Origin of the sequence: Luteibacter aegosomaticola, from assembly GCF_023078475.1 — a bacterium.
Taxonomy (GTDB): Bacteria; Pseudomonadota; Gammaproteobacteria; order Xanthomonadales; family Rhodanobacteraceae; genus Luteibacter; species Luteibacter aegosomaticola.
On record NZ_CP095741.1, the window covers coordinates 973,600 to 995,849 of the forward strand.

The following is a 22,250-nucleotide window of genomic DNA, read 5'->3' on the forward strand; positions in this document are numbered from 1 at the left end:
CGCGCGCTTAGCGCGCGATCATCCATTCGTGGGCGGGATCGTTACGGAAGTGCCATTCGCGGCGCGGGCCGGCCATGACATTGAGGTAGTAGCCGCGATAGCCATGCGGCATCACCACCGGGTGGTAACCGCGCGGCACCATCACGACATCGTGATTGCCCACGGCCATCGATTCATCGATGTCGCGCTCGTCGGTATACACGCGCTGGAAGGCGAAGCCCTGCGGTGGATCGACGCGGTGGTAGTAGGTTTCTTCAAGCACGCTCTCTTCCGGCAGGTTGTCGGTGTCGTGCTTGTGCGGCGGGTAGCTGGAAGAATGCCCGGCAGGCGTGAGTACTTCGACGACCAGCAGCGATTCGGCTTCTTCCGTCTCCGGGAGAATGTCGCAGACGTAGCGCGTGTTCGCGCCGGTGCCACGCACCGAGCGCTTCATGCTCTGTGGTTCGATCAGGCGTACGGCGAAGCGGCCCGACGCTGGCGCGGACGCCAGGGCGAGCTCGGCGTCGTCATGCGCGGTGACGGTATAGACCGAGCCGGGTGGCGCGTACACCGCGTGCGGCGAGCGGTCATCGAAGACGCTGGTGCGGCCGCCGAGGCCGTTCCATGCGTGTTCGCCAACGCGGATATCCACGGTGCCGGTAAGCACGACGAGGCAGCCTTCGCGATCGGCCGGCAGCGTGAGCGTGGCCGTTTCGCCAGCCTTGACCCGGCGTGCTTCGAAGCCGACGTGCTTCCAGTGCGCGGATTCCGGCGTGACGGTGACGATAGCCGGGCCCTGCGCCGCGGCCTTCACGAGCAGGCTCATGCGACCTCCTTCACCGGCTGGCGATCGAGCAGCGACCGCAGCGTCTGGTAGCCCTTTTCGGCGAACGCGTAGCTGGGTGCCACGGCCGGATCCTGCTCGGCCTCGACGACCAGCCAGCCCTGGTAACCATGCGCCTTGAGCCGGTCGATGATGCCGGCGAAGTCGATCACGCCATCGCCCGGTACGGTGAACGCGCCGTTGAGTACCGATTCAAGGAACGTCCAGTGCCGGTTGCGCGCGAGGCGAACGACGCCTGGCCGCACATCCTTGCAATGCACGTGGCAGATGCGGCCGATGTGCTTCTCAAGCACGGCCACGGGATCGCCGCCGCCGAAATACGTGTGGCCGCTATCGAAGAGCAGGCCGACTTCATCGCCGGTATGCGCCATCAACTGATCGACATCATCGGGCGATTCGACGTACGCGCCCATATGGTGATGGTAGGCCAGGCGCACGCCATGCGAGAGCGTGAACTTCGCGAACTCGGTGAGGTTCTCGCCGTAACGCTTCCACTCGTCCGGCGTGCGGAAGCGCGGGCGCTTGTGCAGCGGCTGCGGTTCGCCCTGGATGGCATTGGCCACTTCGCCGTACACCATCACCTTGCAACCATTCTCCGCGAGCAGGCGCAGATGCTTGCCGACGGCAACGATTTCTTCCTTCGCAGGCCGGGCCGCGGCACGGCCGGAATACCAGCCGCTGACCACGTCGAGCCCGTAGCCAGCCATGAGCTCACGCAGGGCGGCCGGTTCCTTCGGGAACTTGTTGCCCAGCTCGAAGCCTTCGTAGCCGATGGCCTTGCCTTCGCTGAGCGCCGTGGACAACGGGGTCTCGCCGCCCAGGGAGGGCAGGTCGTCGTTGCTCCACGAGATCGGGTTGATGCCGATGCGGATGGGATCGTTCTTCATGCTAGCGTGTTCCCGGCCTTGCGGCCCACGATGGCGGTTTCATAGCCGGCGCGAGCATCGCGTACGGCATCCCGCGTGGAGACTTCCGGCACCGCCACATCCCACCATACGCCGCCTTGCTCGGTGGTGCGTGTGTGGTCGGTATCGATGCTGATGAGATAGGTGCGGTCGGCGGCACGGGCGCGTTCCAGGGCGGCTTCCAGCCCATGGATGTCGGCGACGTGTTCGGCGATGGCACCGAGTGCGCGGGCGTGCGCGGCAAAGTCGATCGGTGGCGCGCCGTGCGGGCCCTGCAGGCAGTTGTCGAACATGTTGTTGAACGGCGCACTGCCCGTGGCCTGCTGCAGGCGGTTGATGCAGCCATAGCCGCGGTTGTCGAGCAGCACGATGATCAGCTTCGCATCGAGCATCACCGAAGTGGCGATCTCCGAGTTCATCATCAGGTAGCTGCCATCGCCCACCATCACGATGACCTCGCGGTCGGGCTCGGCCATCTTTACGCCGAGACCGCCGGCGATCTCATAGCCCATGCACGAATAGCCGTATTCCATGTGGTAGCCGCCCGGCGTCTCCGTGCGCCACAGCTTTTCCAGTTCCGCCGGGAGCGTGCCTGCCGCGCAGACCACGATGTCGCTCATGGCGGAGGTGGCGGACGAGCGTTGCACGGCACCGATGATTTCGCCGTCGTAGGGCAAGCGGCCCGGGGGTGGTGCACGCTGCGACGTGATCTGCGAGACGATGTCCACCCAGCCAAGCGCCGCTTCGCTGGCACGTTGGGTCCAGCTTTCCGGCGCGGCCCATTCTTCGAGCGCGAAGCTCAGGTCGTCGAGCACCTGGGCCGCGTCGCCGATCACTTCGAGGCCATCGCCTTTGAGCGCGTCGAAGCTGTTGACGTTCACCGACAGGATCGGCACGTGCCGGAACAGCGCGTTCGAGCCGGTCGTAAAATCCTGCAGCCGTGTGCCGACGGCAATGATCAGGTCGGCCTCGCGGAGGAGGGCGTTGGCCGCGGTCGAACCGCAAACGCCCGCGGGGCCCAGTTGGAGCGGATGGTTCCAGGGCATGGCGCCCTTGCCGGCCTGGGTCTCGCAGACGGGAACGCCGTGCTTGTCGGCGAATGCCAGCAACTCGGGGGTGGCCTTCGCATACAACGCGCCGCCGCCAGCGATGATCACCGGGCGCTCCGAGGCCTCGATGGCGTCGAGGGCCGCCATCAGTTCGTCGTCGGTGGGTTGCGGCGCACGGAAGACGATTTCACGTGGCTCGAAGAACGCCAGCGGCCAGTCATACGCTTCGGCCTGGACATCCTGCGGCAGGGCGAGCGTTACCGGACCGCACAGCGCGGGATCGGTAAGTGCGCGCACTGCACGCGGCAGCGCGGTAAGCAACTGCTCCGGCCGTACGATACGGTCGAAGTAGCGCGATACAGGCCGGAAGCAGTCGTTCACCGATACCGTGCCGTCGCTGAAATCCTCGAGTTGCTGGAGCACGGGGTCCGGTGCGCGCGAAACGAAGATATCGCCGGGCAGGAGCAGCACGGGCAGGCGGTTCACATGCGCGAGCGCCGCGGCGGTCACCAGGTTGGTGGCGCCGGGGCCGATCGAGGTGGTCACCGCCATCATCCGGCGGCGCATGCTCGCCTTGGCGTACGCGATGGCGGCATGCGCCATCGCCTGCTCGTTGTGTGCACGGAACGTCGGGAAGGTCTCGCGCACTTCGTACAGCGCTTCGCCGAGGCCGGCCACGTTGCCGTGACCGAAGATCGCGAAGATGCCGCCGAAGAGCGGCTCGGCTTCATCCGAATCCGCGTCGCGGGCGTACAGCGCCTGCAGGTAGCGCACCAGGGCCTGGGCGGTGGTTAGGCGGATCGTCTCGCTCATGCGGCGGCGCCTTCCTTTACCGGGTTGCCCTGTGTGTGGCGCGCACCTTTTTGCCATGCGCGGATCATGGCCTCGAACGCGCTGCGTGCCTGGTCGATGAGGGTCGCATCGTCGATGCTCCCGGCCAGCCATGCCTTTGCCGGTTCGCTGAACAGCGTGCGGCCGACAGCGAAGCCACGGCACGTGCTGCTGTTGGCCGCTTCCGCAAAGCCGGCGGCGAGGGAGTCCGCCGGTGCGTTGAGGCCAAGCAGCAGCACGCCGCGGCAAAACGGATCGCGCTCGGCGATGAGCGCATCGATGGCGGCCCATGCCTCGTTGCGCGGCGGGCACAGCTTCCACCAGTCGGGCTTGATCCCGAGGTTGTAGATGCGTTTCATGGATCGCAGCACGAGGTCATCGCGCTGGCCTTGACTGGTGCAGCCCGGGGGAATGACTTCCAGCAACAACTCGTGGCCGCTGAGTTTCGCGGCGTCGTACAGGGCGAGCAGCTGGGTCTCCTGCTCCACGCGGTGCAGCGGTTCGGCATCCGGATCGAACTGCACGAGGCACTTGATGACATGCTCACGCGGCCAGCTGACGAGCTGGCTGCCGATGGAACGGCCGCGCTCGAATTCCAGCGGGTTGGAGCCGGGCACCTCCACGGGACGGCCGATCCACCAGCCACGGCCGGTGGCGGCATTGAGGGCGTCCTGGCCGTAGCGGTCATCGAGCAGCAGGCCGATATGGCCTTCGAGCTGGTTGGCGCGCTCGGTAGCGGCGACGGCCTCGACGAGCAGGGTCTTCAGGCGCGGGATGCGCGATTCGTCGGCACCGGCCTCACGGGCCAGCTCGAAGAACGGCGTGCGGTGGTCGAAGGCGAACACATAAAGTTCGTTCCACGCCTTGCGCGGCACCGCGGTGCGGTGCAGGTGCGCGAGCTCGGCATCGAGATCCGGCCGCGTGATGCTGCCCTCGCGGCCGAGGAAGGCATCGAGTTCCGCGCGCCCGGGCATGGAGGGTGCGCAGGCATGCCGCGACACGACGATGGCGCCGCTCGCATTCGCCCATGCGAAGGCGCGCTCAATGGATTCGCCGCTGAGCCAGCCCGCCAGGAAACCCGAGAGGAACGCGTCGCCCGCACCAAGCACGTTGAGCACCTCGACGCGTGCGCCCTGGTAAGTGGGTGCATCGTCGATGTTGGCCGGGATCGCGCCTTCGATGAAGGAGCATCCGAGCGGACCGCGTTTGACGACGAGTGCCGCCGAGGTGACCGCGCGTACCGCGCGTAGCGCCGTGAGCAGATCCTCGCTGCCGCCAGCAATGGCGAACTCTTCCTCGGTGCCCACGATCAGGTCGAACGAAGGAAGGATGGCCTGGAGGTGCTGCGTCACATGCTCGGCGGCGACGAAGCGCTGCTCGCCGTTGCCACGACCGGTCAGGCCCCACAGCACAGGGCGGTAATCGATATCGAGCACGGTGCGCACATCGTGCTTGCGGGCAAGCTCGAGGGCGCGCTGGCTTGCCGCCAGAACGCCGGGCTGCGAGAGGTGCGTGCCGGTGATGGCGAGCGCGCGGCAGCGGGCGACGAACGCCTCGTGGATATCGTCGGCCTGCAAGGCCATGTCTGCGCAGTTCTCGCGATAGAACAGCAGCGGGAAACTGGTGCTGTCCTTGATCCCGAGGATGGCCAGGGCGGTAAGCCGCTCGTGGTCGACCTTCACCTGGCTGACATCGCAGCCTTCGTTGCTTAGCGTTTCCAGAAGGAAGGTACCCATCTGGTCATCACCCACGCGCGAGAGCATCGCCGAGTGCAGGCCGAGCCGCGCGGTGCCGAAGGCCACGTTGGCCGACGAGCCGCCGAGGTACTTGGCGAAGCTGGTGACATCTTCCAGGCGCGCGCCGATCTGCTGGGCATAGAGATCCACCGCGAGCCGGCCGAGGCAGGCGACGTCGATGGGGCGGGAAGTGGAGCGGGGCTGGGGAGTGCGCATAGGTATGTGTGTTCTTCAGGCCGCGCGGCCTTCCAGTTCATCGACGAGGCTCTGGATCTCGGTGCCGCCGGCCATCATGTCGAGCACTTCTTCCTTCGTGATATCGCTCTTGGCGAAGGTGCCCATGGACTGGCCGCGGTTGAGGAGGGTGAAGCTATCCGCGATGGGGTAGGCGTGGTGGACGTTATGGGTGATGAAGATCACCGAGATGCCGCGCTCGCGTGCCTTGTGGATCAGCTTGAGCACGTTGCAGCTCTGCTTGACGCCAAGCGCCGCCGTAGGTTCGTCGAGGATGAGCACCTTGGCGCCGAAATGGATGGCGCGGGCGATGGCGAGGCACTGCCGTTCACCGCCGGACATGGTGCCGACCGGCTGGCTAGCGTCACGCACGTTGATACCCATCTCGGCCAGCTTGTCGCGTGCCGTCTCGTTCGCGTACTTCATGTCGATGACATTGAGCACACCGAGGAAGCGGCGGCGCGGCTCGCGGCCTGCGAAGAAGTTGCGTGCCACGCTCATCAGCGGCACCAGGGCGAGGTCCTGGTACACGGTGGCGATGCCGCGGTCCAGCGCCTGGCGCGGCGAAGCGAACTTCACCGATTCGCCGTCCACGCGATAGTCGCCGCTGCTCGGCTGGTGTACGCCGGCAAGCGTCTTGATGAGCGTGGACTTGCCCGCGCCGTTATCGCCCAGCAGGCAATGCACTTCGCCGCGCTTCAGGCGCAGGGTCACGCCTTGCAGGGCGATCACCGTGCCGAAGAACTTGCTGACGTTATCGAGTTCGAGGATGTAATCGTCGGCCATGGGGGCGCTCCTCACTTCGTATTCGCAGCGCGGCTGCGGATGTAGTGGTTGAACAGCACCGCGATCAGCAGCATGCCGCCGAGGAAGACGCGATACCAATCCGAATCGATGTTGGTGTAAGAGATGCCGATCTGCACCACGCCGAAGATGATGGCGCCGAAGCACGCGCCGATCACGGAGCCGAAGCCGCCGGTGAGCAGCGTGCCGCCGATCACCACGGCGATGATGGCTTCGAACTCTTTCTGCAGGCCGCGATCGGAGGCGGCGGAGCCAAACTCGGCGACCTGGAGCACGCCGAACAGGCAGGCGCAGAAGGCGGTGAGCACGAACAGCGAGATCTTCACCCGGCGTACGGGTACGCCCACGTTCTTCGCCGCGTTGGCATCGCCGCCCACGGTGTAGATCCAGTTGCCGAAGCGGGTGCGAGCCAGGACGAATCCGGCGACGACGGCGAGGGCGACCCACCACAGCAACACCTTGGGAATCCCGCCGACCACGGGTTCACCGTTGGGGAACGATTCGATGATGCCGTGCGAGGCGAGGAAGGCGAAGAGGCCATGCAGCGTGGTGCCGGAGAACAACCCGGAAACCAGCGGCGAGGCTTCGAACTTGCTGCCCACGCCACTGACGATCGTGCTGTTGGCGAAGGTGGTGGAGAGCACGAGGGTAAGCCCGCGCAGGATGAACATGAAGGCGAGGGTGACGATGAACGACGGCAGCTTGGTGCGGATGACCAGATAGCCGTTAAGGGCGCCTAGTGCCATGCAGACCACGAAGGCCGCGATGACCGAGGCCCACAACGGCCAGCCCAGGTACATGGGTGGGATGGCGACGACGACGCCGGCGAAACCGATCATGGAACCGATGGAGAGATCGAATTCGCCGGCGATCATCAGGAGGCAGGCGCCCACGGCAAGGATGCCGAGGTACGCCGCCACCTTCGCCCAGTTGATGACGCCATCGAGGGCGAACATGCCCGAATCGCCCGCAGTGAAGGCGAAGAAGACAAACACCAGGATGGTGCCGGCGATGGAGCCCAGTTCGGGCCGATCGAGCAATACGCGCCACGGGGAAATCTTCCGGACGCGTTCATCCGTGGGTTTGGCGGCTTCCTGCGCATTCGCGCGCTGACGCTGGATCATGTTGGTAACGCTCTCGTTGATGGCGCTCATGGTTTACTCCCGGCGGTCAGCGATACTGGCCGGCGTACTTCTCGACGGTGGCGACGTTGTCCTTCGTGACGAAGGCCGGGCCCGAGCTCACGCCGTTGGCGGTGTAGATGGGCTTGAGGTCGTATTCCTTCAGGCGCGCCTGGAACTTCGGGTTGGCCTTGAGCGCGGCAATGATCTTGGCCGGGTCCTTGGTGTTCTGGTCATGCGCGATCACCAGCGCGGCGATACCCATGTAGCCCTGCAGGTACGGCTGCTGATCGATCGCGTACTGGATGGTCCCGGACTTGATGCCTTCGATGATCGCGGGCGAAAGATCGAAGGTGCCGAAGTTGATGGCGCCCTTCAGGTGCAGGTCTTCCACCACCTTGATGGCCGGTTCGGCAGCGTTCGGACCGAGTGCCAGGATGGCCTGGGTCTTCGGGTGAGCGCGCAGGTAAGCGGTGAGCTTGGACGAGACCACGGTCGGGTCCATGCCGGTATCGATCATCGAGGTCTGGCGCCAGTCCTTCACGCCGATGGCATCGGCAAAGCCCTGGCAGCGCTCGAACGAGGCGTTGTTGGTGGCGTAGTGGTTCACGCACACGAAGCTCTTGATCCCGGCGGCCTTGGCACGATCGCCGGCGGCTTTGCCCGCGTCGTACTCACCCTGGCCGACATGCATGATCGCGCCGATTTTCTTGCTCTCATCCGGCGTACCGGAGTTGATCGTGACGATGGGGATGCCCTTGGCCGAGACCTTGGCAGCCGGCCCCTTCAACTGGTCGAAGTTGGCGATATCGAAGGCCACGCCCTTGTAGTTGCGGGCCGCGGCGGATTCGAGCTGGCGGGCCATCTCGGCCAGGTCGCCATTGCCGGAGCCCCGGTAATCGACGGCAACGCCAAAGTCTTCACCGGCCTGCTTGATCGAGTTCTTGATGGTGTTCCACCACGAGTCCGAATCGGCGGCGTGGGTGACGAGGACATATCGGTCGCCGGGGGCCGCCTGGGAGGCGGGGGCGGCAAGCCCAAGGCCAAGGGCGAGTGCGGCGGCCAGCGCGGCTTGGAACGGTTTGAATCGCATATTGCCTCCACGTGTGACCGGCCTGGCCGGTCGGGATGGGTGACGGTCTGAGCGATAACGGCCTGGCGGCCGCTGTTTTGCCGAAAAGCGGGCCGAGCATGGACCTGCCGTTCCACGGTTGCAACTTGCATTGCAACATCGAAATAAATGGAAAATATGTTCCATGGGTGCTTCAATGCCGCCGGACCCCTCCTGGAGCCACCGATGGCTAAACGCAGCGAAGCCGATGCCCTGATGACCCGCATCGCCGAGGAATTCGAGGCCCTCCCACGCCAGTTGCAGGGGGTGGCCCGGTACCTTGAGGAACATCGCAGTTCGATCATGGTCCAGCGCGTCGGTGAGATTGCCGAAGGCGCGGGCGTGCATGCGTCGGCGGTGGTCCGGTTCGCCCAGCGCTTTGGCTATTCCGGCTTCAGCGAAATGCAGGCCGTGTTCCGCGATGCGTTCACCGCGCAGGCGGCCCCGTCGCGCAGCTACCAGCAGCGCATCCGTACCGTCATCGAAAACCGCTCCGGTGGCGTGCCTGCCGCGGAGATCGCCTCGCGCTTTATCGACGCCAGTCGCATGGGTCTCGACGAACTCGCCGCGGAGATCGATGAGGCACGCTTCCAGACCGCGGTGGACACGCTCGCCGCGGCGGAAAACATCTACGTGATCGGCGTGCGCCGCTCATTCGCCATCGCCACGTATATCGCCTATGCGCTGCAGCACACGCAGAAGCGCGTGCATCTTGTGAGTGGGCTCGGCGGCATGTTCCGCGAGCAGCTGCGCAGCATCGGCAAGGGCGATGCACTCATCGCCATCAGCTTCCCGCCGTTCGGCAAGGAAACCCTCTACGCCATGCGCGTCGCGCAGCAACACCACGCGAAGGTGCTGGCCATTACCGAAAGCGACCTGGGCCCCCTGGCCCGGCATTCCGATGTGCTGTTGAAGGTGAAGGAGGGCAGCGCGTTCGCCTTCCGTGGCCTCACCAGCACGATGTGCCTATGCCAGGCGCTATTCGTCGCGCTCGCCTACAAGCTCGAACTAACCGTCGAAGAAACGCTTCCCCGAGGAGAATACGATGATTGAAGTCGCGGTCTTTGGTGCCGGTCGCATCGGCAAGATCCACGCAGGCAATGTGGCGCGCCACCCGGAAGCGCGCTTGCGCTACGTGGTGGATGTGCATGAACCCTCGGCAAAGGAACTGGCAGCGAAGCACGGCGCGAAGGTGGCCAGTGTCGAGGAGGCGTTGAACGATCCGGCGGTGGGTGCCGTCGTGATCGGTTCGAGCACCGATACCCACGCCGATCTGATCCACCGCGCTGCGGCGGCGGGCAAGGCGATCTTCTGCGAGAAGCCGGTGGATCTGGACGTGGAGCGTGCGCGCTCCTGCCATGCCGCGGTCGAGAAGGCGGGCGTGGTCTGCATGATCGCGTTCCAGCGCCGCTTTGATCCGACGTTCTCGTCGCTGAAGAAGCGCCTTGATGCGGGCGAAGTTGGTACACCCGAAGTGCTGATCGTGACCAGCCGCGATCCGGGCGCGCCGCCGGTGAACTACATCAAGAGCTCGGGCGGCGTGTTCAAGGACATGCTGATCCACGATTTCGATATCTTCCGCTGGATCCTCGGCGAGGAGGCGGTGAGCGTGCATGCTGCCGGTAGCTGTCTCACCGACCCAGCCATCGAAGGCGCGGGCGATATCGATACCACGGCCGTCACGATCCGGACGAAGAGCGGCAAGCTCTGCCAGATCAATACCTCGCGCCGCGCGGCCTATGGTTACGACCAGCGCTTCGAAGTGCTCGGTAGCAAGGGCATGTTGCAGGCGGGCAATGTCACGCCGACGCAGGTGGTTTCGCATACCGCGGCCAATATCGCGCACGACCTGCCGGAGCATTTCTTCCTCGAGCGTTACCGCGAGGCGTACGCTGCGGAGATCGCGCACTTCTTCGATGCACTTGCCGCTGGTACGCCGGTGCGCACGACCATTGCCGACGGCATCAAGGCGCTGGAACTGGCCGAGGCTGCCGCGCGGTCGTGGCGCGAAGGCCAGGCCGTGGCCGTGAACATCTGACGGAGCACTGAGCCATGAGCAAGCTACGTATCGGGCTGGCCGGCCTCGGCCGGCTGGGCCAGCGCTACGCGGAAAACCTCGCCCGTGCGGTACCCCGTGCGGAGCTGGTGGCAGTGTGCAGCCCCGTGGAAAGCGAGCGTGCCTGGGCGCGTGAATCCCTGGGCATCACCACGGTTTACGACACCTATGAGCAGATGCTGGCGGCGCCGGATATCGATGCGGTGGTGCTGGTGACGCCAACGTCCCTGCATGCCGCGCAGATCGAGCAGGCGCTGGATGCCGGCAAGCACGTGTTCTGCGAGAAGCCGCTGTCGCTGGAGCTGGAGGACTGCCGCCGCGCCGCTGCGCATGCGGCAAAGTCGTCCAAACGCGCGATGGTTGGCTTCGTTCGCCGCTTTGACGAAAGCTACCGGCATGCATTCATGCACATCGAGGCCGGCGGTATCGGACGGCCGTTCCTGGTGTATTCGCAGACGACGGATCTGGCGGACCCGACGGGTGCGTTCCTGAAGTTCGCCCCCACCAGCGGCGGCATCTTCCTCGACTGCAGCGTGCACGATGTGGATCTCGCCCGTTGGTTACTGGGCCGGCCGAAGGCGAAGAAGGTGTATGCCACCGGCACGGTCGCCATGTATCCGCCGTTGGAAGCGATCAAGGACGTGGATAACGGCATCGCCATCGTTGAATTCGAAGGTGGCCAGATGGCGATGTTCTACGCCTCGCGCACGCAGGCTCATGGGCACGATACGCATACCGATGTGACCGGCACGGGCGGCAAGGTGAGCGTCGGCCGCAATCCGCGCGCCGATCGCGTGGAGATCTCGGACGCCGCGGGCGTGCGCAATGCCGTGGTGCCGTCGTTCTACGAGCGCTTCGCTCCGGCCTTCGTGACCCAGGCAAAGCACTTCGTGGATGCCGTGCTCGACGACACGCCGTTCGACCTGACCATGGACGATGCGGTGGAAGCCACGCGCATCGCGGTAGCCCTCCGCGAATCCCAGCAATCCGGCCAGCCCGTGTTCCTGGGCTAACCACCGCCCGGTAGGAGCCCACCCTGTGGGCGACATCTTTCGCCTCACCGCAACAGGCCCTGTGGCGTTATCGCGAACGGCGTCGCCCACAGGGTGGGCTCCTACGGGGTGCCTGGATGAAAAAGGCTTCATGCGGCGCGATGCCGCAGTGCAGCATCAGCGTCTATAATGAGCGTGCCATGTCCTTGCCATCCCTTGTCCCCCATCGTGGGCGGCGCTTCGCCGTCACCGCCCGGATCCTTTCCGCGGTCGTCTTTTCGTTCGTTTGCTACCTCAGCATCGGCATACCGCTCGCGGTGTTGCCGGGCTTCGTGCACAACGACCTGGGCTACACCACCGTCCTCGCGGGCCTTGCGGTCAGCGCGCAGTATCTTGCGACGCTGCTGAGCCGGCCGCATGCGGGGCGCATGGCCGATGCCATGGGCCCGAAGCGCACCGTGATCGCCGGCTTGATCGTGCTGGCGCTATCGGGCCTGTTCCTGGCGCTCGGCGCACTGGTGCCACATATGCCGGCGCTCTCGCTGGCGCTGATCCTGATGAGCCGCCTTGGCCTCGGCTTTGCCGAGAGCTGGGTCAGCACGGGTTCGATCACCTGGGGTATCGGCGGGATCGGCGGGGAGCACACCGCGCGGGTCATTTCCTGGAACGGTATCGCGACCTACGGCGGCATCGCGCTCGGGGCGCCGCTCGGCGTTGCCCTGTCGCAGCACTTTGGCCTGATTTCACTGGGCGTGGTCGGCTTTGTCCTGGGCGCCGTGGCGCTGCCGCTGGCCATGATGAAGGCCCGCGTGGCACCGAGCCATGGCGAACGCCTGCCTTTCAAGAGCGTGCTGTCGCGGGTGTCGTCGTACGGCATCGGGCTGGCGCTGGGCTCAATCGGCTTCGGTTCCCTTTCCACCTTCGTCGCCCTCTACTACGCAAGCCGCGGCTGGCAGGACGCCGCGCTTTCGCTATCGCTGTTCGGCGGCTGCTTCATCGGTATCCGCCTGGTCTTCGGCAATGCCATCGACAAGTTCGGTGGCTACCGCGTGGCCATCGTGTCGCTGGTGGTCGAGGCCATGGGCCTGCTGTTGCTCTGGTTTGGCACCACGCCGGAAGCCTCGCTGGCGGGCGCGGCATTGACGGGCTCGGGCTTCGCCCTGGTGTTTCCCGCGCTGGGCGTCGAAGCGGTCAGCCGCGTCAGCAACCATAACCGCGGTGCGGCGCTGGGCGCGTACTCGGTCTTCCTCGATGTCGCGCTTGGCCTCACCGGCCCGGTCGGTGGCTGGATCGCGGGACATTACGACTACCCGGCTATCTTCCTTGCGGCTAGCGGCGCATCCATGGCGGCCGCCGTACTTTCCTTCGTGCTGTATGCGCGCCATGGCCGCATTCCCCGCACCGAACGAGCCGACGCACGGGCATAATGCGGGCTTGATCCCCATGAGTCGGCACCATGCCTTTTGATCGCAGCTGGATGGGTTATGGCATCGAAGGTGCCTTGCAGGTCGGCGGCATCGCGCTGCTGGCCGGCATCGTTGCTTACCTTGTGGTGCGCCTGATTGGCAAGGCTAACGGCTGGAGCCATGGCATTGAGCTGACCGTTGCCGTGCTCGTTGCCTTCTTTCTCGCCGGCGGCGAGGACATCTGGAATTCGTTCTACTTCAACTTCGTGCCGATCCAGTCGCCGCAGCTGCTGCGGGTGAAGCTGGCCGCGGTGCACGATCCGGATTCGATGGGCCTGCGCGTGCTGTTCGAGATGCTCGGTGCGCTGGTGGGCGCATTCGCCGGTTGGGCGACGTTCTCAGGCGGCCTGAAAGACCTCATCGGCCATATCCGCAACCCGTAGGAGCCCACCCTGTGGGCGACGCCGTTCGCGATAACGCCACAGCACTTGTAGGAGCCCACCCTGTGGGCGACGCCGTTCGCGATAACGCCACAGGGCCTGTAGCGGTGAGGCGAAAGATGTCGCCCACAGGGTGGGCTCCTACGGGTCAGCGGTGGTGTTGGAACATCCACTCCCACAGGTCGGGCGTGGCGTAGGCCTTCATCCACGATCCGTGGTTCACGCCCGGGAATTCGGTGTACTTCACCTCGGCGCCGCGCTTCACCAGCGCCGCGTTCATTTTCCGCGATTGCTCGGTGGGCACCACGTTGTCGTCACCGCCGTGGAAGATCCACACCGGCGTCTTGCCGATCTTCTCTGCCGCCCACGCGAACGGATCCTTGCCGGCGGGGACACCCTGCAGGAACAGCCGGCGGCCTTCCGGATCCGGTAACTGGGTAATGCCGCCACAGATGATCGCGGCCGCGGCGAACTTGTCGGGGAAGTCGACGGCCAGCTGCCACGAACCATAACCGCCCATGGACAGGCCGGTGAGGTACAGGCGCTTGCGGTCGCCATGGAACTCTTTCACGCTCTTTTCCAGCGCGGCCAGGGCCATGTTCGCGTCATCCGGGTCCGTCCACTCGGTGTCATCCGGTGCCTGCGGGATCACGACGACGGCCGGGAAATCCATGTGCTCCTTCAGCCACGGCGGCAGGCCCTGGCTTAGCTGCTTCTGGTTATCGCTACCGCGCTCGCCGCTGCCATGCAGGAACAGCACGACGGCGGGGTGCGGCTTGATATCCGCCGGGATGAACACCTGGTAGCGGTAGGTCTTGCCGTGCAGGTCGACGGTGCGTTCGGCGAACTGCGCCGGCGCGGCACTGGCCGTGCCCGCCAGCATGGCGGCGGTAACGAAAGCGAGGGTACGGAGCATCGCGATACATCTCCTGTGTAAGTGTAGGAGCGCGTTGGGCGCGATCCGCCGTGCGCAAGAGGCCAGGGGGCCTGTGCGTCGAGGCGAAAGATGTCGCGCGCGAGCGCGCTCCTACAGGGTCTTGGTAACGCTGGAGTGGAGCGGAGTAACCGTGTTACGGCAAGTGGCTTCAGAGCACGGGGTCGAAGAGGCGGGCGACATGGAGCGCGACGCGTTTCAGGTAGGGCAGGCGGCGGTAGTCGTTGGGGTTCACTTCATCGGCCTGGGCGAAGTCGTCCTTCAGCATCGTTTCCACCTCGGCGGCGAACAGCGGGTCGATGTTGAGTGCGGAGATTTCGAAATTCAGGCGGAAGCTGCGGTTGTCGAGGTTCATGCTGCCCACCACGGCCGTGTCGTGGTCGATCAGCATCACCTTCTGGTGAATGAAGCCCGGCAGGTAGCGGAACATGCGGATGCCAGCGATGGTGGCGTCGTGCGCATACAGCGTGGAGGCCATGTACACCGTGCGGTGGTCGGGGCGCGAAGGAATCAGGATGCGCACGTCCACGCCGCGGAAGACCGCCAGGCGCAACGCGCCGAACACGGCCTGGTCGGGCACGAAGTAGGGACTGGTGATCCAAACCCTTTTCTGCGCGGCGTGGATGGCCTGGGTGAAGAACAACGAGCAGCTTTCCTGGCGATCGGCCGGGCCGGTTGCAACGATCATGGTGCTGGCGCGGCCGCAACGTTCCGGCGGCGGCAGCGAGGGCGGGCGTTCGCCGGTTACCCAGTACCAGTCTTCGCCGAACACGCGTTGCAGATCCGCGACGGCCGGTCCCTCGATCTGCATGTGCGTATCGCGCCACGGCGCGAGCGGTGGCTTCAGGCCGAGATATTCATCACCCGCATTAAGGCCACCGACGAAACCACGCACGCCATCGACCACGACTACCTTGCGATGGTTGCGAAAATTGAGCTGCAGGCGATTGCGGAAGCGCCGTGTCGCGAAGCGGCGAACCCAGACGCCGCCGTTGCGCAGGGTGTCGACGTACGCATCCGGCAGCGCGTGGCTGCCGATGCTGTCGTACAGCAGGCAAACGTGCACGCCACGTTGGGCACATTCGAGCAGGGCATCGCGAAGGCGGCGGCCCAGGCCATCGTCGTGGATGATGAAGAACTGCACCAGCACGTAGTGTTCGGCGCGCGACATCGCCGCGAACATCGCTTCGAACGCCGCTTCCCCGTCGATATGCAGCGAGAGGTTGTTGCCAGCGTGCATGGCCGTTTTCAGCATGTGGCCGATGGGGGCGTAACGCGGATCATGGACAGGCTGGGGGTGGGGCGTCACGCCCGGACGCGCGGCGTGTTCAGCCTCGGCATGCAGCGTGAAGAACCGGGCCTGGCGCTGGCGGTGGAGATCCACGTAGCCGCCAAAGCGGCTGGCGCCCAGGAACAGGTAGGGCACGAGGGTGACGTAGGGTACGAGCACGAGCCCCAGCACCCACGCGAAAGCCCCCTGGGCTGTGCGGGTATTCATCACCGCATGCATGGCCGCCATGACGCCCGCGGCGTGCAAGGCCAACGCCGCGATCGCGATGAAGGTGGTGATCATGCCCAAAGCGCTCCGGTGGTCCTCTTGGCAGCCTATCCTATGGGTTCGTCATCGTCCCGTCTCCTGTGGAGTTGTGCCCATGAAAGCTGTCGCGTACCGCAAACCCCTGCCGATCGATGATGTGCACAGCCTGCTCGATGTGGACCTTCCACGCCCTGAGGCAGTGGGCCGTGACTTGCTGGTGAAGGTGGCGGCGATTTCGGTCAACCCCGTGGATACCAAGGTGCGCCAGCGGGTGGACCCCCAAGGTGCGGATCACGTGTTGGGCTGGGATGCCACCGGTACGGTCGTCGCCGTAGGCCCGGAAGTGCGCAGGTTCAAGGTCGGCGACGCAGTGTGGTATGCCGGTGACCGCAACCGTCCCGGTGCCAACAGTGAATACCACGTCGTCGACGAACGTCTCGTGGGGCGCAAACCCTCCACGTTGGGCATGGCCGAGGCAGCGGCGATGCCGCTGACCACGATTACCGCATGGGAACTGCTGTTCGACCGGCTGGACATACCGCGCGGCACCTCGGGCCGGCCCGCGACGTTGCTGGTCGTTGGTGCGGCAGGTGGTGTGGGTTCGATGGCGGTACAGCTCGCGCGGCGGCTTACCGGCCTGACCGTCATCGCTACGGCCTCACGCCCCGAGACGCGCGAATGGGTGCAGGCCATGGGGGCGCACCACGTGGTGGACCACGCGAGGCCGCTGGATGGCGAAGTGCTGGCGGTGGCGCCGGAGGGCGTGGACTACGTGCTGAGCCTGACCAAGACCGAACAACATTTCGCCGCCTTCCCCAAGCTGATGAAGCCGCAGGGCAAGATCGGCCTCATCGACGATCCGGCGGAACCCATCGACGTACGCCTGCTCAAGGTGAAGAGCATTTCACTGCATTGGGAATCGATGTTCACGCGTTCGGCCTTCCATACCGACGACATGGGTGAGCAGGGCCATCTGCTGGATGAAGTCGCGAACCTCGTGGATGCGGGTGTGATCCGCACGACGTTGCGCGAGAACCTGGGCGCGATCCATGCAGCGAACGTGCGCCGCGCCCACGAGATCCTGGAAAGCGGCACCGCCATCGGCAAGCTGGTACTAGAAGGCTTCTAATGCCGTTGTAGGAGCGCGCTTGCGCGCGATGGGCAGTGCCGCAACCCCCATCGCGCGCAAGCGCGCTCCTACAGGTTTCTATTTGACCAGCAGATTCGCCAGCGACTGCGCCTGTTTGCGGATTTCCGGAATGGCGGTGGATTCCCACAGCGCACCGCGCAACAGGCTACCGATGGCGAACAGGTTGCCGCGCGGTTTGCCCTCGCCATCGAGCAGGTGGCCATCGGGCTGGGCGGCGAGGCCCAGGCCCATGCGGTCGGGCGTCACCAGATCGTCGATGACCAACTGGCGCATCAAGGTGTGGTCGGTGCGCAGCGTATCGGTGTTGAGGCCCACCGTCTGGATGACGATGTCGTAGGTCTCCGTCACCGTATCGTGGGTACCGGTTTCGCGGCGCACGACATCGAGATCGCCATCCATGCGCAGCGACACGGATTGCATGCGGCCGCGCAGGCGATGCAGCTTGCCGGCCTTCTCCAGCTTCCCGACGCTGCCTGCCACCTGTGGCGGCATGCGGTGGCGAGCACGCTCCCAGGCCCAACGGGCATGGCGAAGGAAACGCGAACGCTCGGCGTCGGGCAGCTCCTGCCAGAGCCCCTGGGTATGCGGGCGCATGCTGTCGACCACGGTGCGCCAATCGTCGGCGCCCTCGGTGGCTTCACGCAGGCGGTGCAGCCAGGTGCGGATGTTCGGGTCGTCGCGCATCTGTTCGGCAAGGTCGTTGCCGTCGTCGCTGGGCGCGGAGGCGGCCGCGAGATGCGGTTCGGGCAGGTGGCCATGCCGCGAGAGCGCGGTGAAATGAGCGTTGGGCCAGCGCGCCGAAAGCTCAAGCACCACATCGACCGCGGTAAGGCCAAGGCCGATCACCAGCACGCGCAAGGGGCGATCATCGCCCTCGGCAGCGGCAAGGTAGGGCCAGGGATCGGTGACATAGCGGCCGCTCGCCAACGCGGCATCCTGTACACCCGAGAGCGGACGGGGCGGCAGCGAACCGATGGCGAGCACGGCGGCCTCGGCGTGGGCTTCTTCGCCCTCGCCATAACCGATGGTGACGCCTTCACTGGAAGGCACCACGGATTGGGCACAGAAGGGCACGAGGTTGATGTCGTGGCCCAGCTGGCGTGCGCCAGCGATGGCGGCATCCACGCGCGTGCGCAGGAAATCGCCATACAGCCGGCGCGGCAGGAAATCGGAGCCCTTCACCGCGGGGTTGGCGGCCTGGGCAAACTCGAGGAACCCACCGGGCTTGCTGACGAACATGCCCATGGATGCCGCGCGGACGTTGAGCAGGTGGCGATCGGAGGGCGTGCCATAGGCGACGCCACGGCCGGGCTCTGCGCTGCCCGCGAACCAGGTGAGATGCAGTGGCTTCGGCGTCCTGCGTTCGAGGAGCTCGCTCACCAGCGTCGCCGCTGCCGCGCCACCGCCGATGATGGCGACTTTCTGAAACATGTGTAGTGGTCCTTCGCCCGTAGGTTGGGGTGAGGGCCGTGAGACCGTCAGGCCGTCAGGCGTCCCGCGATGATCGATTGCCTCGGTCGTGCGATCCAGTGTCCCGAAGGACCGGGCTGCTCATACGCGAGGTACTGTGCCAGATCACCACCGTACACGTGAAGCGTGAGGGCCGTGTCATGCCGCGACAAATTGCGGCAGCGGTGGGCGTGGTCACCGGCGCCCTCGAACCACGTGGCATCCCCTGGGCCCAGCCAGGTGCGGCCGATGCTGCGCAGGGTTTCGTCGGTGCCATCCTTGAGGAACGACTCAACTTCGATGGCGCCCGCAATGGTGGCTTCGAGACCCCACAAGCCGCCGTGGTCGTGAACCGGAGTGGCGTAGCCGGGGGGCCAGGCCAGGACCAGTACGCTGACGGCTGGCTTGGCGCGCTCGGCCAGCATCCAGCGCTCGAAGCCACGGCGGCGCTCGCGCAGGGCGCCGAGCGCTTCGGTGACTTCATCGTGCCGGGCGTGCAGCGCACTACCGAGCTCCCGCCCCATGGAGGCGAGATCGGGGACACCGGCATCCGAATGATCGAACGCGATGTCTCGCAAGGTTTTGATGATGGTTGAACGCTTACCCATGGAGCGGGCCGCCCGGTAAATCGACTGGCGCCAGTGGACCATGGCACCTGTTAAACAGGCGTAACCCCGGTCTTTCAGATAGGCGTTAAACCCTTTTGAGAATCCCCGCATCGAACCTGTGCACCGCCCACCTGGCGGCCGATGCACGGAGACACACCATGATCGTCCTGACCTCGCTCGTCGTCCTCTTCGCTGGTTTCTGGCTGGCGTTCGCCCTCGTGGGCGCTCTGCTCAAGCTGGTGTTCGGCATTATCGGCGGCGTCTTCCATATCGTCGCCAGCCTGGTCGGCGCCCTCGTCGGCGGTGTGCTGATGCTGGCCGTCGCACCGGTCGTGGCACTTGCGTTGCTGCCAGTGCTCATCCCGGTGGCCTTCGTGGTCGGCCTGGTGTGGCTCATCGCCCGCGCGACCCGCAAGCCCGACGTCGTGGTGATGCCGGCTCCGCGTTAAGCCAGTGCCGCCATGTCTTTGTAGGAGCGCGCTTGCGCGCGATGGGGGATACGACAAGCACCCATCGCGAGCAAGCTCGCTCCTACAGTTCGATCGAACCGCCTCTGGTTAAAGGGAATGAAGGTCGAACGTGACCGGGATCCTTGCCCACGCTTTTACGTGCTGGCCGTTCTGCACCGCCGGTTGAAAACGCCAGCTCGCCAGCACCTGGCTCCTGGCCGCGTCATCGAGCACCTTGTGGCCGCTGCTTGATTCGATAACCACATCGAGCGGCTTGCCTGCTTCATCAACGAGTACGCGTAGCGTGACCGTACCCTGCATGCGGCCGCGGATGGCTTGCGTCGGGTATTTGGGCGCGGGCGCGGCGACATAGGCCAGGGTGGTTTCAACGGGAGCGGCATCCGCCGCTGGCGCGGGCGTGGCCGGTGCCTGCACGACAGGCGGTGCCTGGATGGTTCCCTCGTCCGTTGGCGGTGCCGTTTCCACTGGAGGATGTGGTGCCACGTCGTGCACCGTGACCGGGGTTCTGGGCACGGCTTTCGGTAATGGCTTCAGTTCGATATCCGGCACGGGCACCGGTTTCGGTGGCGTGGGGTGATCGATGATCGTGATCGGTTGGGCCGTGGGTACGAACGTGGCCATCTCGGCCACCATGGGCCGCATGACGGCGATGAGCGCGGCGGTGTTGAGGGCGATGGCCGCACTCATGGCGGCAATGCGAACAGCATCCGGATGGATCCCGGACAGGGCCTGCGGGCGAGCGAACGACATGAGCGACCTCCTTCGATGTGGGTGAAGGTGCTGCGTAGTGGTTGCGTGTTGTGTGGGCCGGGAGCACGGCCAGTGGGGACTGGCGGGGATCGTGTTCAGGTCCGGGTTCAGATTAGGCAGGGTTCGAAGAAACTTGCAATAGTTTCATTTGGCCTTCTATTTTGGTCAGCGCTGACCGATCAGCGCCTCAATGCGCGACAAGCATCGGCACGTCGGACTGCATGAACAGGTACCGGGTCGTCCCGCCCAAGACCAGTTCGGATAACCGCGAACGCCCCCATGCGCCCATCACGATCAGATCAGCCCCCGCTTCATGGGCGATCTTTAACAGCTCCGGTCCCGGTGATGACAGCGCACCCTCGTCGAGCTTGCGCACGTCAGCCTTCACGCCATGCGTGTCCAGCCAGCCGCAGATATCCGTGTCAGGCAGCGCGCAGGTGCCAATATCTTCATCCCGGCTGCCGTCGATGACCGTGACCTTGCCGGCCTTGCGTAGCAAGGGCAGGGCAGAGCGCAGGGCCAGCGCCGATTCACGGCTGCCGCTCCATGCGACCAGCACGTTCTCGCCCAGCGTCTCGACCGGTGCCGTATCGGGTACGACCAGCACACCGCGGCTGGCGCCGAATACCGTGCGCGAGACCACGCCGAAGCCGATGGGTGCATCGCCGCGCATGGCTGACGACCGTTCCATCACCACCAGGTCGTAACCCGCGGAGGCGTGGGTAAGCAAAGTGACGGTATCCCCGTTGCCTACGCGCCATTTGCCCTTGAGGCCCTTGGTGCCGAGCAGATCGCCCCAGTCGTTGCCCACCGCGCGTGCGTCGGTGACCCGCTGGCGCACCGCGTCGAGCTGCATGGGTACGGCTTCCGGGACCGTGAACGCGGCAGCGGGCATGTCGACGACGTGCATGGCATCGAGACGTGCACCGATCCGTTCGGCCATGGCGAGCGCGGCACGCAGGCCGGCGCCCTGCAACGGCAGGCGCGGGACATGGAGGAGGAGTTCGAGGGTCATACCCCGCATGGAACACCGCCCGGTGCCCTGAGGCAAGCCCCAGTTGCGAATGCGTCGCATCGGGGCGTGGCATGGGGTACCCTCGGAGGCTACTTTGTGCACTGCGGAAGCATCATGACCCTCGAAGGCGCCCAGCCGCGCTACGGTTTCGCCGAAGAAGTGGCGAGCAGCGTGATCCATGGCCTGGGAATCGTGCTCAGCATCGTCGGGCTGGCCGTGCTGGTGGCGTTTTCGGCGATGTACGGCGGTACGCGTACGGTCGTGGCCAGTTCCGTGTTTGGCGCCACGCTCATCCTGCTCTACACCGCCTCCACGCTGTACCACTCGGTGCCGCCGGGCGGGGTCGCCAAGCGTGTGTTCCGCACGCTCGACCACATCGCGATCTTCCTGCTGATCGCCGGTACCTATACGCCGTTCACCCTGCTGGCGCTCCCGGGTGCGTGGGGCTGGGGCCTGTTCGGCACCATCTGGGGCCTGGCGATCCTGGGCAGCGCGGCTGAACTCGGCTTGCTGAAGCGCTACCGCAAAGCCGCCGTCGTCATGTACGTGCTGATGGGCTGGGTCGCGATCGTGGCGATCGAGCCACTCCGTGAAAACGTCGAGACCGGTGGGCTCGTGCTGCTGTTCGCCGGTGGCCTTGCGTATACCGGCGGCGTGCCTTTCTACATCTCGCGGAAGATGCCGTACGGGCACGCCATATGGCATCTCTTCGTGCTGGCAGGCAGCGTGCTGCACTACCTCGCGATCCTGCTCTACGTCATCCCCGACGCCCCGCACTGATCCGCATCCCGCCGGTAGGAGCCCACCCTGTGGGCGACATCTTTCGCCT

21 protein-coding genes are annotated in these 22,250 nt (G+C 65.5%); 8 read left to right on the forward strand and 13 right to left on the reverse strand.

The window, feature by feature from the left end; all coding sequences use genetic code 11:
* Positions 1-7: 7 nt before the first annotated feature.
* From iolB to L2Y96_RS04300, 7 genes are read right to left on the reverse strand one after another with little or no spacing between them, the layout of a single operon-like run.
* Positions 8-805, reverse strand: coding sequence for a 5-deoxy-glucuronate isomerase (gene iolB, locus L2Y96_RS04270; RefSeq protein WP_247332849.1), 798 nt, complete (start codon positions 803-805; stop codon positions 8-10).
* Positions 802-1,710, reverse strand: a complete 909-nt coding sequence (gene iolE / locus L2Y96_RS04275; RefSeq protein WP_247332851.1) for a myo-inosose-2 dehydratase — start codon at positions 1,708-1,710, stop codon at positions 802-804. The genes iolB and iolE overlap by 4 nt, the downstream gene beginning before the upstream one ends.
* On the reverse strand, positions 1,707-3,590 hold the full coding sequence (gene iolD / locus L2Y96_RS04280; RefSeq protein WP_247332859.1) for a 3D-(3,5/4)-trihydroxycyclohexane-1,2-dione acylhydrolase (decyclizing): 1,884 nt from the start codon (positions 3,588-3,590) through the stop codon (positions 1,707-1,709). Before iolD ends, iolE begins: the two co-directional genes overlap by 4 nt.
* A complete protein-coding gene (locus L2Y96_RS04285) occupies positions 3,587-5,560 on the reverse strand; it encodes a bifunctional 5-dehydro-2-deoxygluconokinase/5-dehydro-2-deoxyphosphogluconate aldolase (protein ID WP_247332861.1) in 1,974 nt (657 codons plus the stop codon). Before L2Y96_RS04285 ends, iolD begins: the two co-directional genes overlap by 4 nt.
* A gap of 15 nt (positions 5,561-5,575) precedes the next feature.
* Complete coding sequence (locus L2Y96_RS04290) at positions 5,576-6,364, reverse strand: ATP-binding cassette domain-containing protein (RefSeq protein WP_247332863.1); 789 nt, start codon at positions 6,362-6,364, stop codon at positions 5,576-5,578.
* An 11-nt stretch (positions 6,365-6,375) separates the two neighbouring features.
* Positions 6,376-7,536, reverse strand: coding sequence for an ABC transporter permease (locus L2Y96_RS04295; protein ID WP_247332864.1), 1,161 nt, complete (start codon positions 7,534-7,536; stop codon positions 6,376-6,378).
* Between the two features lie 16 nt (positions 7,537-7,552).
* Positions 7,553-8,596, reverse strand: a complete 1,044-nt coding sequence (locus L2Y96_RS04300) for a sugar ABC transporter substrate-binding protein (protein ID WP_247332865.1) — start codon at positions 8,594-8,596, stop codon at positions 7,553-7,555.
* A gap of 204 nt (positions 8,597-8,800) precedes the next feature.
* On the opposite strand from L2Y96_RS04300, the gene L2Y96_RS04305 reads away from it, so the two are divergent.
* The 5 genes from L2Y96_RS04305 (at position 8,801) to L2Y96_RS04325 (ending at position 13,511) form a co-directional block, all read left to right on the forward strand.
* Entirely contained in the window at positions 8,801-9,667 is an 867-nt protein-coding gene (locus tag L2Y96_RS04305; RefSeq protein ID WP_247332867.1) for a MurR/RpiR family transcriptional regulator, read from the forward strand.
* The gene (gene iolG, locus L2Y96_RS04310; protein WP_247332869.1) at positions 9,660-10,652 is read left to right on the forward strand and encodes an inositol 2-dehydrogenase; all 993 of its coding nucleotides are present in this window, start codon (positions 9,660-9,662) and stop codon (positions 10,650-10,652) included. Before L2Y96_RS04305 ends, iolG begins: the two co-directional genes overlap by 8 nt.
* A 14-nt stretch (positions 10,653-10,666) precedes the next feature.
* Positions 10,667-11,683 (forward strand): Gfo/Idh/MocA family oxidoreductase, encoded by a 1,017-nt coding sequence (locus L2Y96_RS04315; RefSeq protein WP_247332871.1) that lies wholly within the window; start codon positions 10,667-10,669, stop codon positions 11,681-11,683.
* Between the two features lie 179 nt (positions 11,684-11,862).
* Positions 11,863-13,089 (forward strand): MFS transporter, encoded by a 1,227-nt coding sequence (locus tag L2Y96_RS04320; RefSeq protein WP_247332873.1) that lies wholly within the window; start codon positions 11,863-11,865, stop codon positions 13,087-13,089.
* A 29-nt stretch (positions 13,090-13,118) separates the two neighbouring features.
* Positions 13,119-13,511, forward strand: coding sequence for a hypothetical protein (locus L2Y96_RS04325; protein WP_247332875.1), 393 nt, complete (start codon positions 13,119-13,121; stop codon positions 13,509-13,511).
* Positions 13,512-13,656: 145 nt separating this feature from the next.
* Here L2Y96_RS04325 and L2Y96_RS04330 read toward each other — a convergent pair whose 3' ends face one another.
* Positions 13,657-14,424 carry a carboxylesterase family protein gene (locus L2Y96_RS04330; RefSeq protein ID WP_247332876.1) on the reverse strand — a complete coding sequence of 256 codons (768 nt, stop codon included), beginning with the start codon at positions 14,422-14,424 and terminating at the stop codon, positions 13,657-13,659.
* Between the two features lie 169 nt (positions 14,425-14,593).
* Entirely contained in the window at positions 14,594-16,015 is a 1,422-nt protein-coding gene (gene cls, locus L2Y96_RS04335; protein WP_247332878.1) for a cardiolipin synthase, read from the reverse strand.
* A 79-nt stretch (positions 16,016-16,094) separates the two neighbouring features.
* Here cls and L2Y96_RS04340 point away from each other — a divergent pair, with 79 nt between their 5' ends.
* A complete protein-coding gene (locus L2Y96_RS04340; RefSeq protein ID WP_247332880.1) occupies positions 16,095-17,108 on the forward strand; it encodes a zinc-binding alcohol dehydrogenase family protein in 1,014 nt (337 codons plus the stop codon).
* 78 nt (positions 17,109-17,186) lie between these two features.
* On the opposite strand, the gene L2Y96_RS04345 is transcribed toward L2Y96_RS04340, so the two are convergent.
* Together L2Y96_RS04345 and L2Y96_RS04350 are read right to left on the reverse strand one after the other, a co-directional pair.
* Entirely contained in the window at positions 17,187-18,560 is a 1,374-nt protein-coding gene (locus L2Y96_RS04345) for an FAD/NAD(P)-binding protein (RefSeq protein WP_247332882.1), read from the reverse strand.
* Positions 18,561-18,607: 47 nt separating this feature from the next.
* Positions 18,608-19,186 (reverse strand): cysteine dioxygenase, encoded by a 579-nt coding sequence (locus tag L2Y96_RS04350; RefSeq protein ID WP_247332884.1) that lies wholly within the window; start codon positions 19,184-19,186, stop codon positions 18,608-18,610.
* 158 nt (positions 19,187-19,344) lie between these two features.
* On the opposite strand from L2Y96_RS04350, the gene L2Y96_RS04355 reads away from it, so the two are divergent.
* Positions 19,345-19,635: a hypothetical protein gene (locus L2Y96_RS04355; RefSeq protein WP_247332886.1), complete on the forward strand. Its 291-nt coding sequence runs from the start codon at positions 19,345-19,347 to the stop codon at positions 19,633-19,635.
* Positions 19,636-19,743: 108 nt separating this feature from the next.
* Here the strand turns inward: L2Y96_RS04355 and L2Y96_RS04360 are convergent, their stop codons facing one another.
* Both L2Y96_RS04360 and L2Y96_RS04365 read right to left on the reverse strand, forming a co-directional pair.
* Entirely contained in the window at positions 19,744-20,406 is a 663-nt protein-coding gene (locus L2Y96_RS04360; protein ID WP_247332888.1) for an energy transducer TonB, read from the reverse strand.
* A 187-nt stretch (positions 20,407-20,593) separates the two neighbouring features.
* On the reverse strand, positions 20,594-21,421 hold the full coding sequence (locus L2Y96_RS04365; RefSeq protein ID WP_247332890.1) for a universal stress protein: 828 nt from the start codon (positions 21,419-21,421) through the stop codon (positions 20,594-20,596).
* Positions 21,422-21,535: 114 nt separating this feature from the next.
* Between L2Y96_RS04365 and trhA the strand changes: the two genes are divergently transcribed.
* Entirely contained in the window at positions 21,536-22,201 is a 666-nt protein-coding gene (gene trhA, locus L2Y96_RS04370; protein WP_247332897.1) for a PAQR family membrane homeostasis protein TrhA, read from the forward strand.
* The last annotated feature ends 49 nt before the right edge of the window (positions 22,202-22,250 follow it).

Excerpts from the sequence above, each read along its gene's own strand:
- iolB (WP_247332849.1), bottom strand. The coding sequence starts at position 805 with ATGAGCCTGCTCGTGAAGGCCGCGGCGCAGGGCCCGGCTATCGTCACC.
- iolE (WP_247332851.1), bottom strand. The coding sequence starts at position 1,710 with ATGAAGAACGATCCCATCCGCATCGGCATCAACCCGATCTCGTGGAGC.
- iolD (WP_247332859.1), bottom strand. The coding sequence starts at position 3,590 with ATGAGCGAGACGATCCGCCTAACCACCGCCCAGGCCCTGGTGCGCTAC.
- L2Y96_RS04285 (WP_247332861.1), bottom strand. The coding sequence starts at position 5,560 with ATGCGCACTCCCCAGCCCCGCTCCACTTCCCGCCCCATCGACGTCGCC.
- L2Y96_RS04290 (WP_247332863.1), bottom strand. The coding sequence starts at position 6,364 with ATGGCCGACGATTACATCCTCGAACTCGATAACGTCAGCAAGTTCTTC.
- L2Y96_RS04295 (WP_247332864.1), bottom strand. The coding sequence starts at position 7,536 with ATGAGCGCCATCAACGAGAGCGTTACCAACATGATCCAGCGTCAGCGC.
- L2Y96_RS04300 (WP_247332865.1), bottom strand. The coding sequence starts at position 8,596 with ATGCGATTCAAACCGTTCCAAGCCGCGCTGGCCGCCGCACTCGCCCTT.
- L2Y96_RS04305 (WP_247332867.1), top strand. The coding sequence starts at position 8,801 with ATGGCTAAACGCAGCGAAGCCGATGCCCTGATGACCCGCATCGCCGAG.
- iolG (WP_247332869.1), top strand. The coding sequence starts at position 9,660 with ATGATTGAAGTCGCGGTCTTTGGTGCCGGTCGCATCGGCAAGATCCAC.
- L2Y96_RS04315 (WP_247332871.1), top strand. The coding sequence starts at position 10,667 with ATGAGCAAGCTACGTATCGGGCTGGCCGGCCTCGGCCGGCTGGGCCAG.
- L2Y96_RS04320 (WP_247332873.1), top strand. The coding sequence starts at position 11,863 with ATGTCCTTGCCATCCCTTGTCCCCCATCGTGGGCGGCGCTTCGCCGTC.
- L2Y96_RS04325 (WP_247332875.1), top strand. The coding sequence starts at position 13,119 with ATGCCTTTTGATCGCAGCTGGATGGGTTATGGCATCGAAGGTGCCTTG.
- L2Y96_RS04330 (WP_247332876.1), bottom strand. The coding sequence starts at position 14,424 with ATGCTCCGTACCCTCGCTTTCGTTACCGCCGCCATGCTGGCGGGCACG.
- cls (WP_247332878.1), bottom strand. The coding sequence starts at position 16,015 with ATGATCACCACCTTCATCGCGATCGCGGCGTTGGCCTTGCACGCCGCG.
- L2Y96_RS04340 (WP_247332880.1), top strand. The coding sequence starts at position 16,095 with ATGAAAGCTGTCGCGTACCGCAAACCCCTGCCGATCGATGATGTGCAC.
- L2Y96_RS04345 (WP_247332882.1), bottom strand. The coding sequence starts at position 18,560 with ATGTTTCAGAAAGTCGCCATCATCGGCGGTGGCGCGGCAGCGGCGACG.
- L2Y96_RS04350 (WP_247332884.1), bottom strand. The coding sequence starts at position 19,186 with ATGGGTAAGCGTTCAACCATCATCAAAACCTTGCGAGACATCGCGTTC.
- L2Y96_RS04355 (WP_247332886.1), top strand. The coding sequence starts at position 19,345 with ATGATCGTCCTGACCTCGCTCGTCGTCCTCTTCGCTGGTTTCTGGCTG.
- L2Y96_RS04360 (WP_247332888.1), bottom strand. The coding sequence starts at position 20,406 with ATGTCGTTCGCTCGCCCGCAGGCCCTGTCCGGGATCCATCCGGATGCT.
- L2Y96_RS04365 (WP_247332890.1), bottom strand. The coding sequence starts at position 21,421 with ATGACCCTCGAACTCCTCCTCCATGTCCCGCGCCTGCCGTTGCAGGGC.
- trhA (WP_247332897.1), top strand. The coding sequence starts at position 21,536 with ATGACCCTCGAAGGCGCCCAGCCGCGCTACGGTTTCGCCGAAGAAGTG.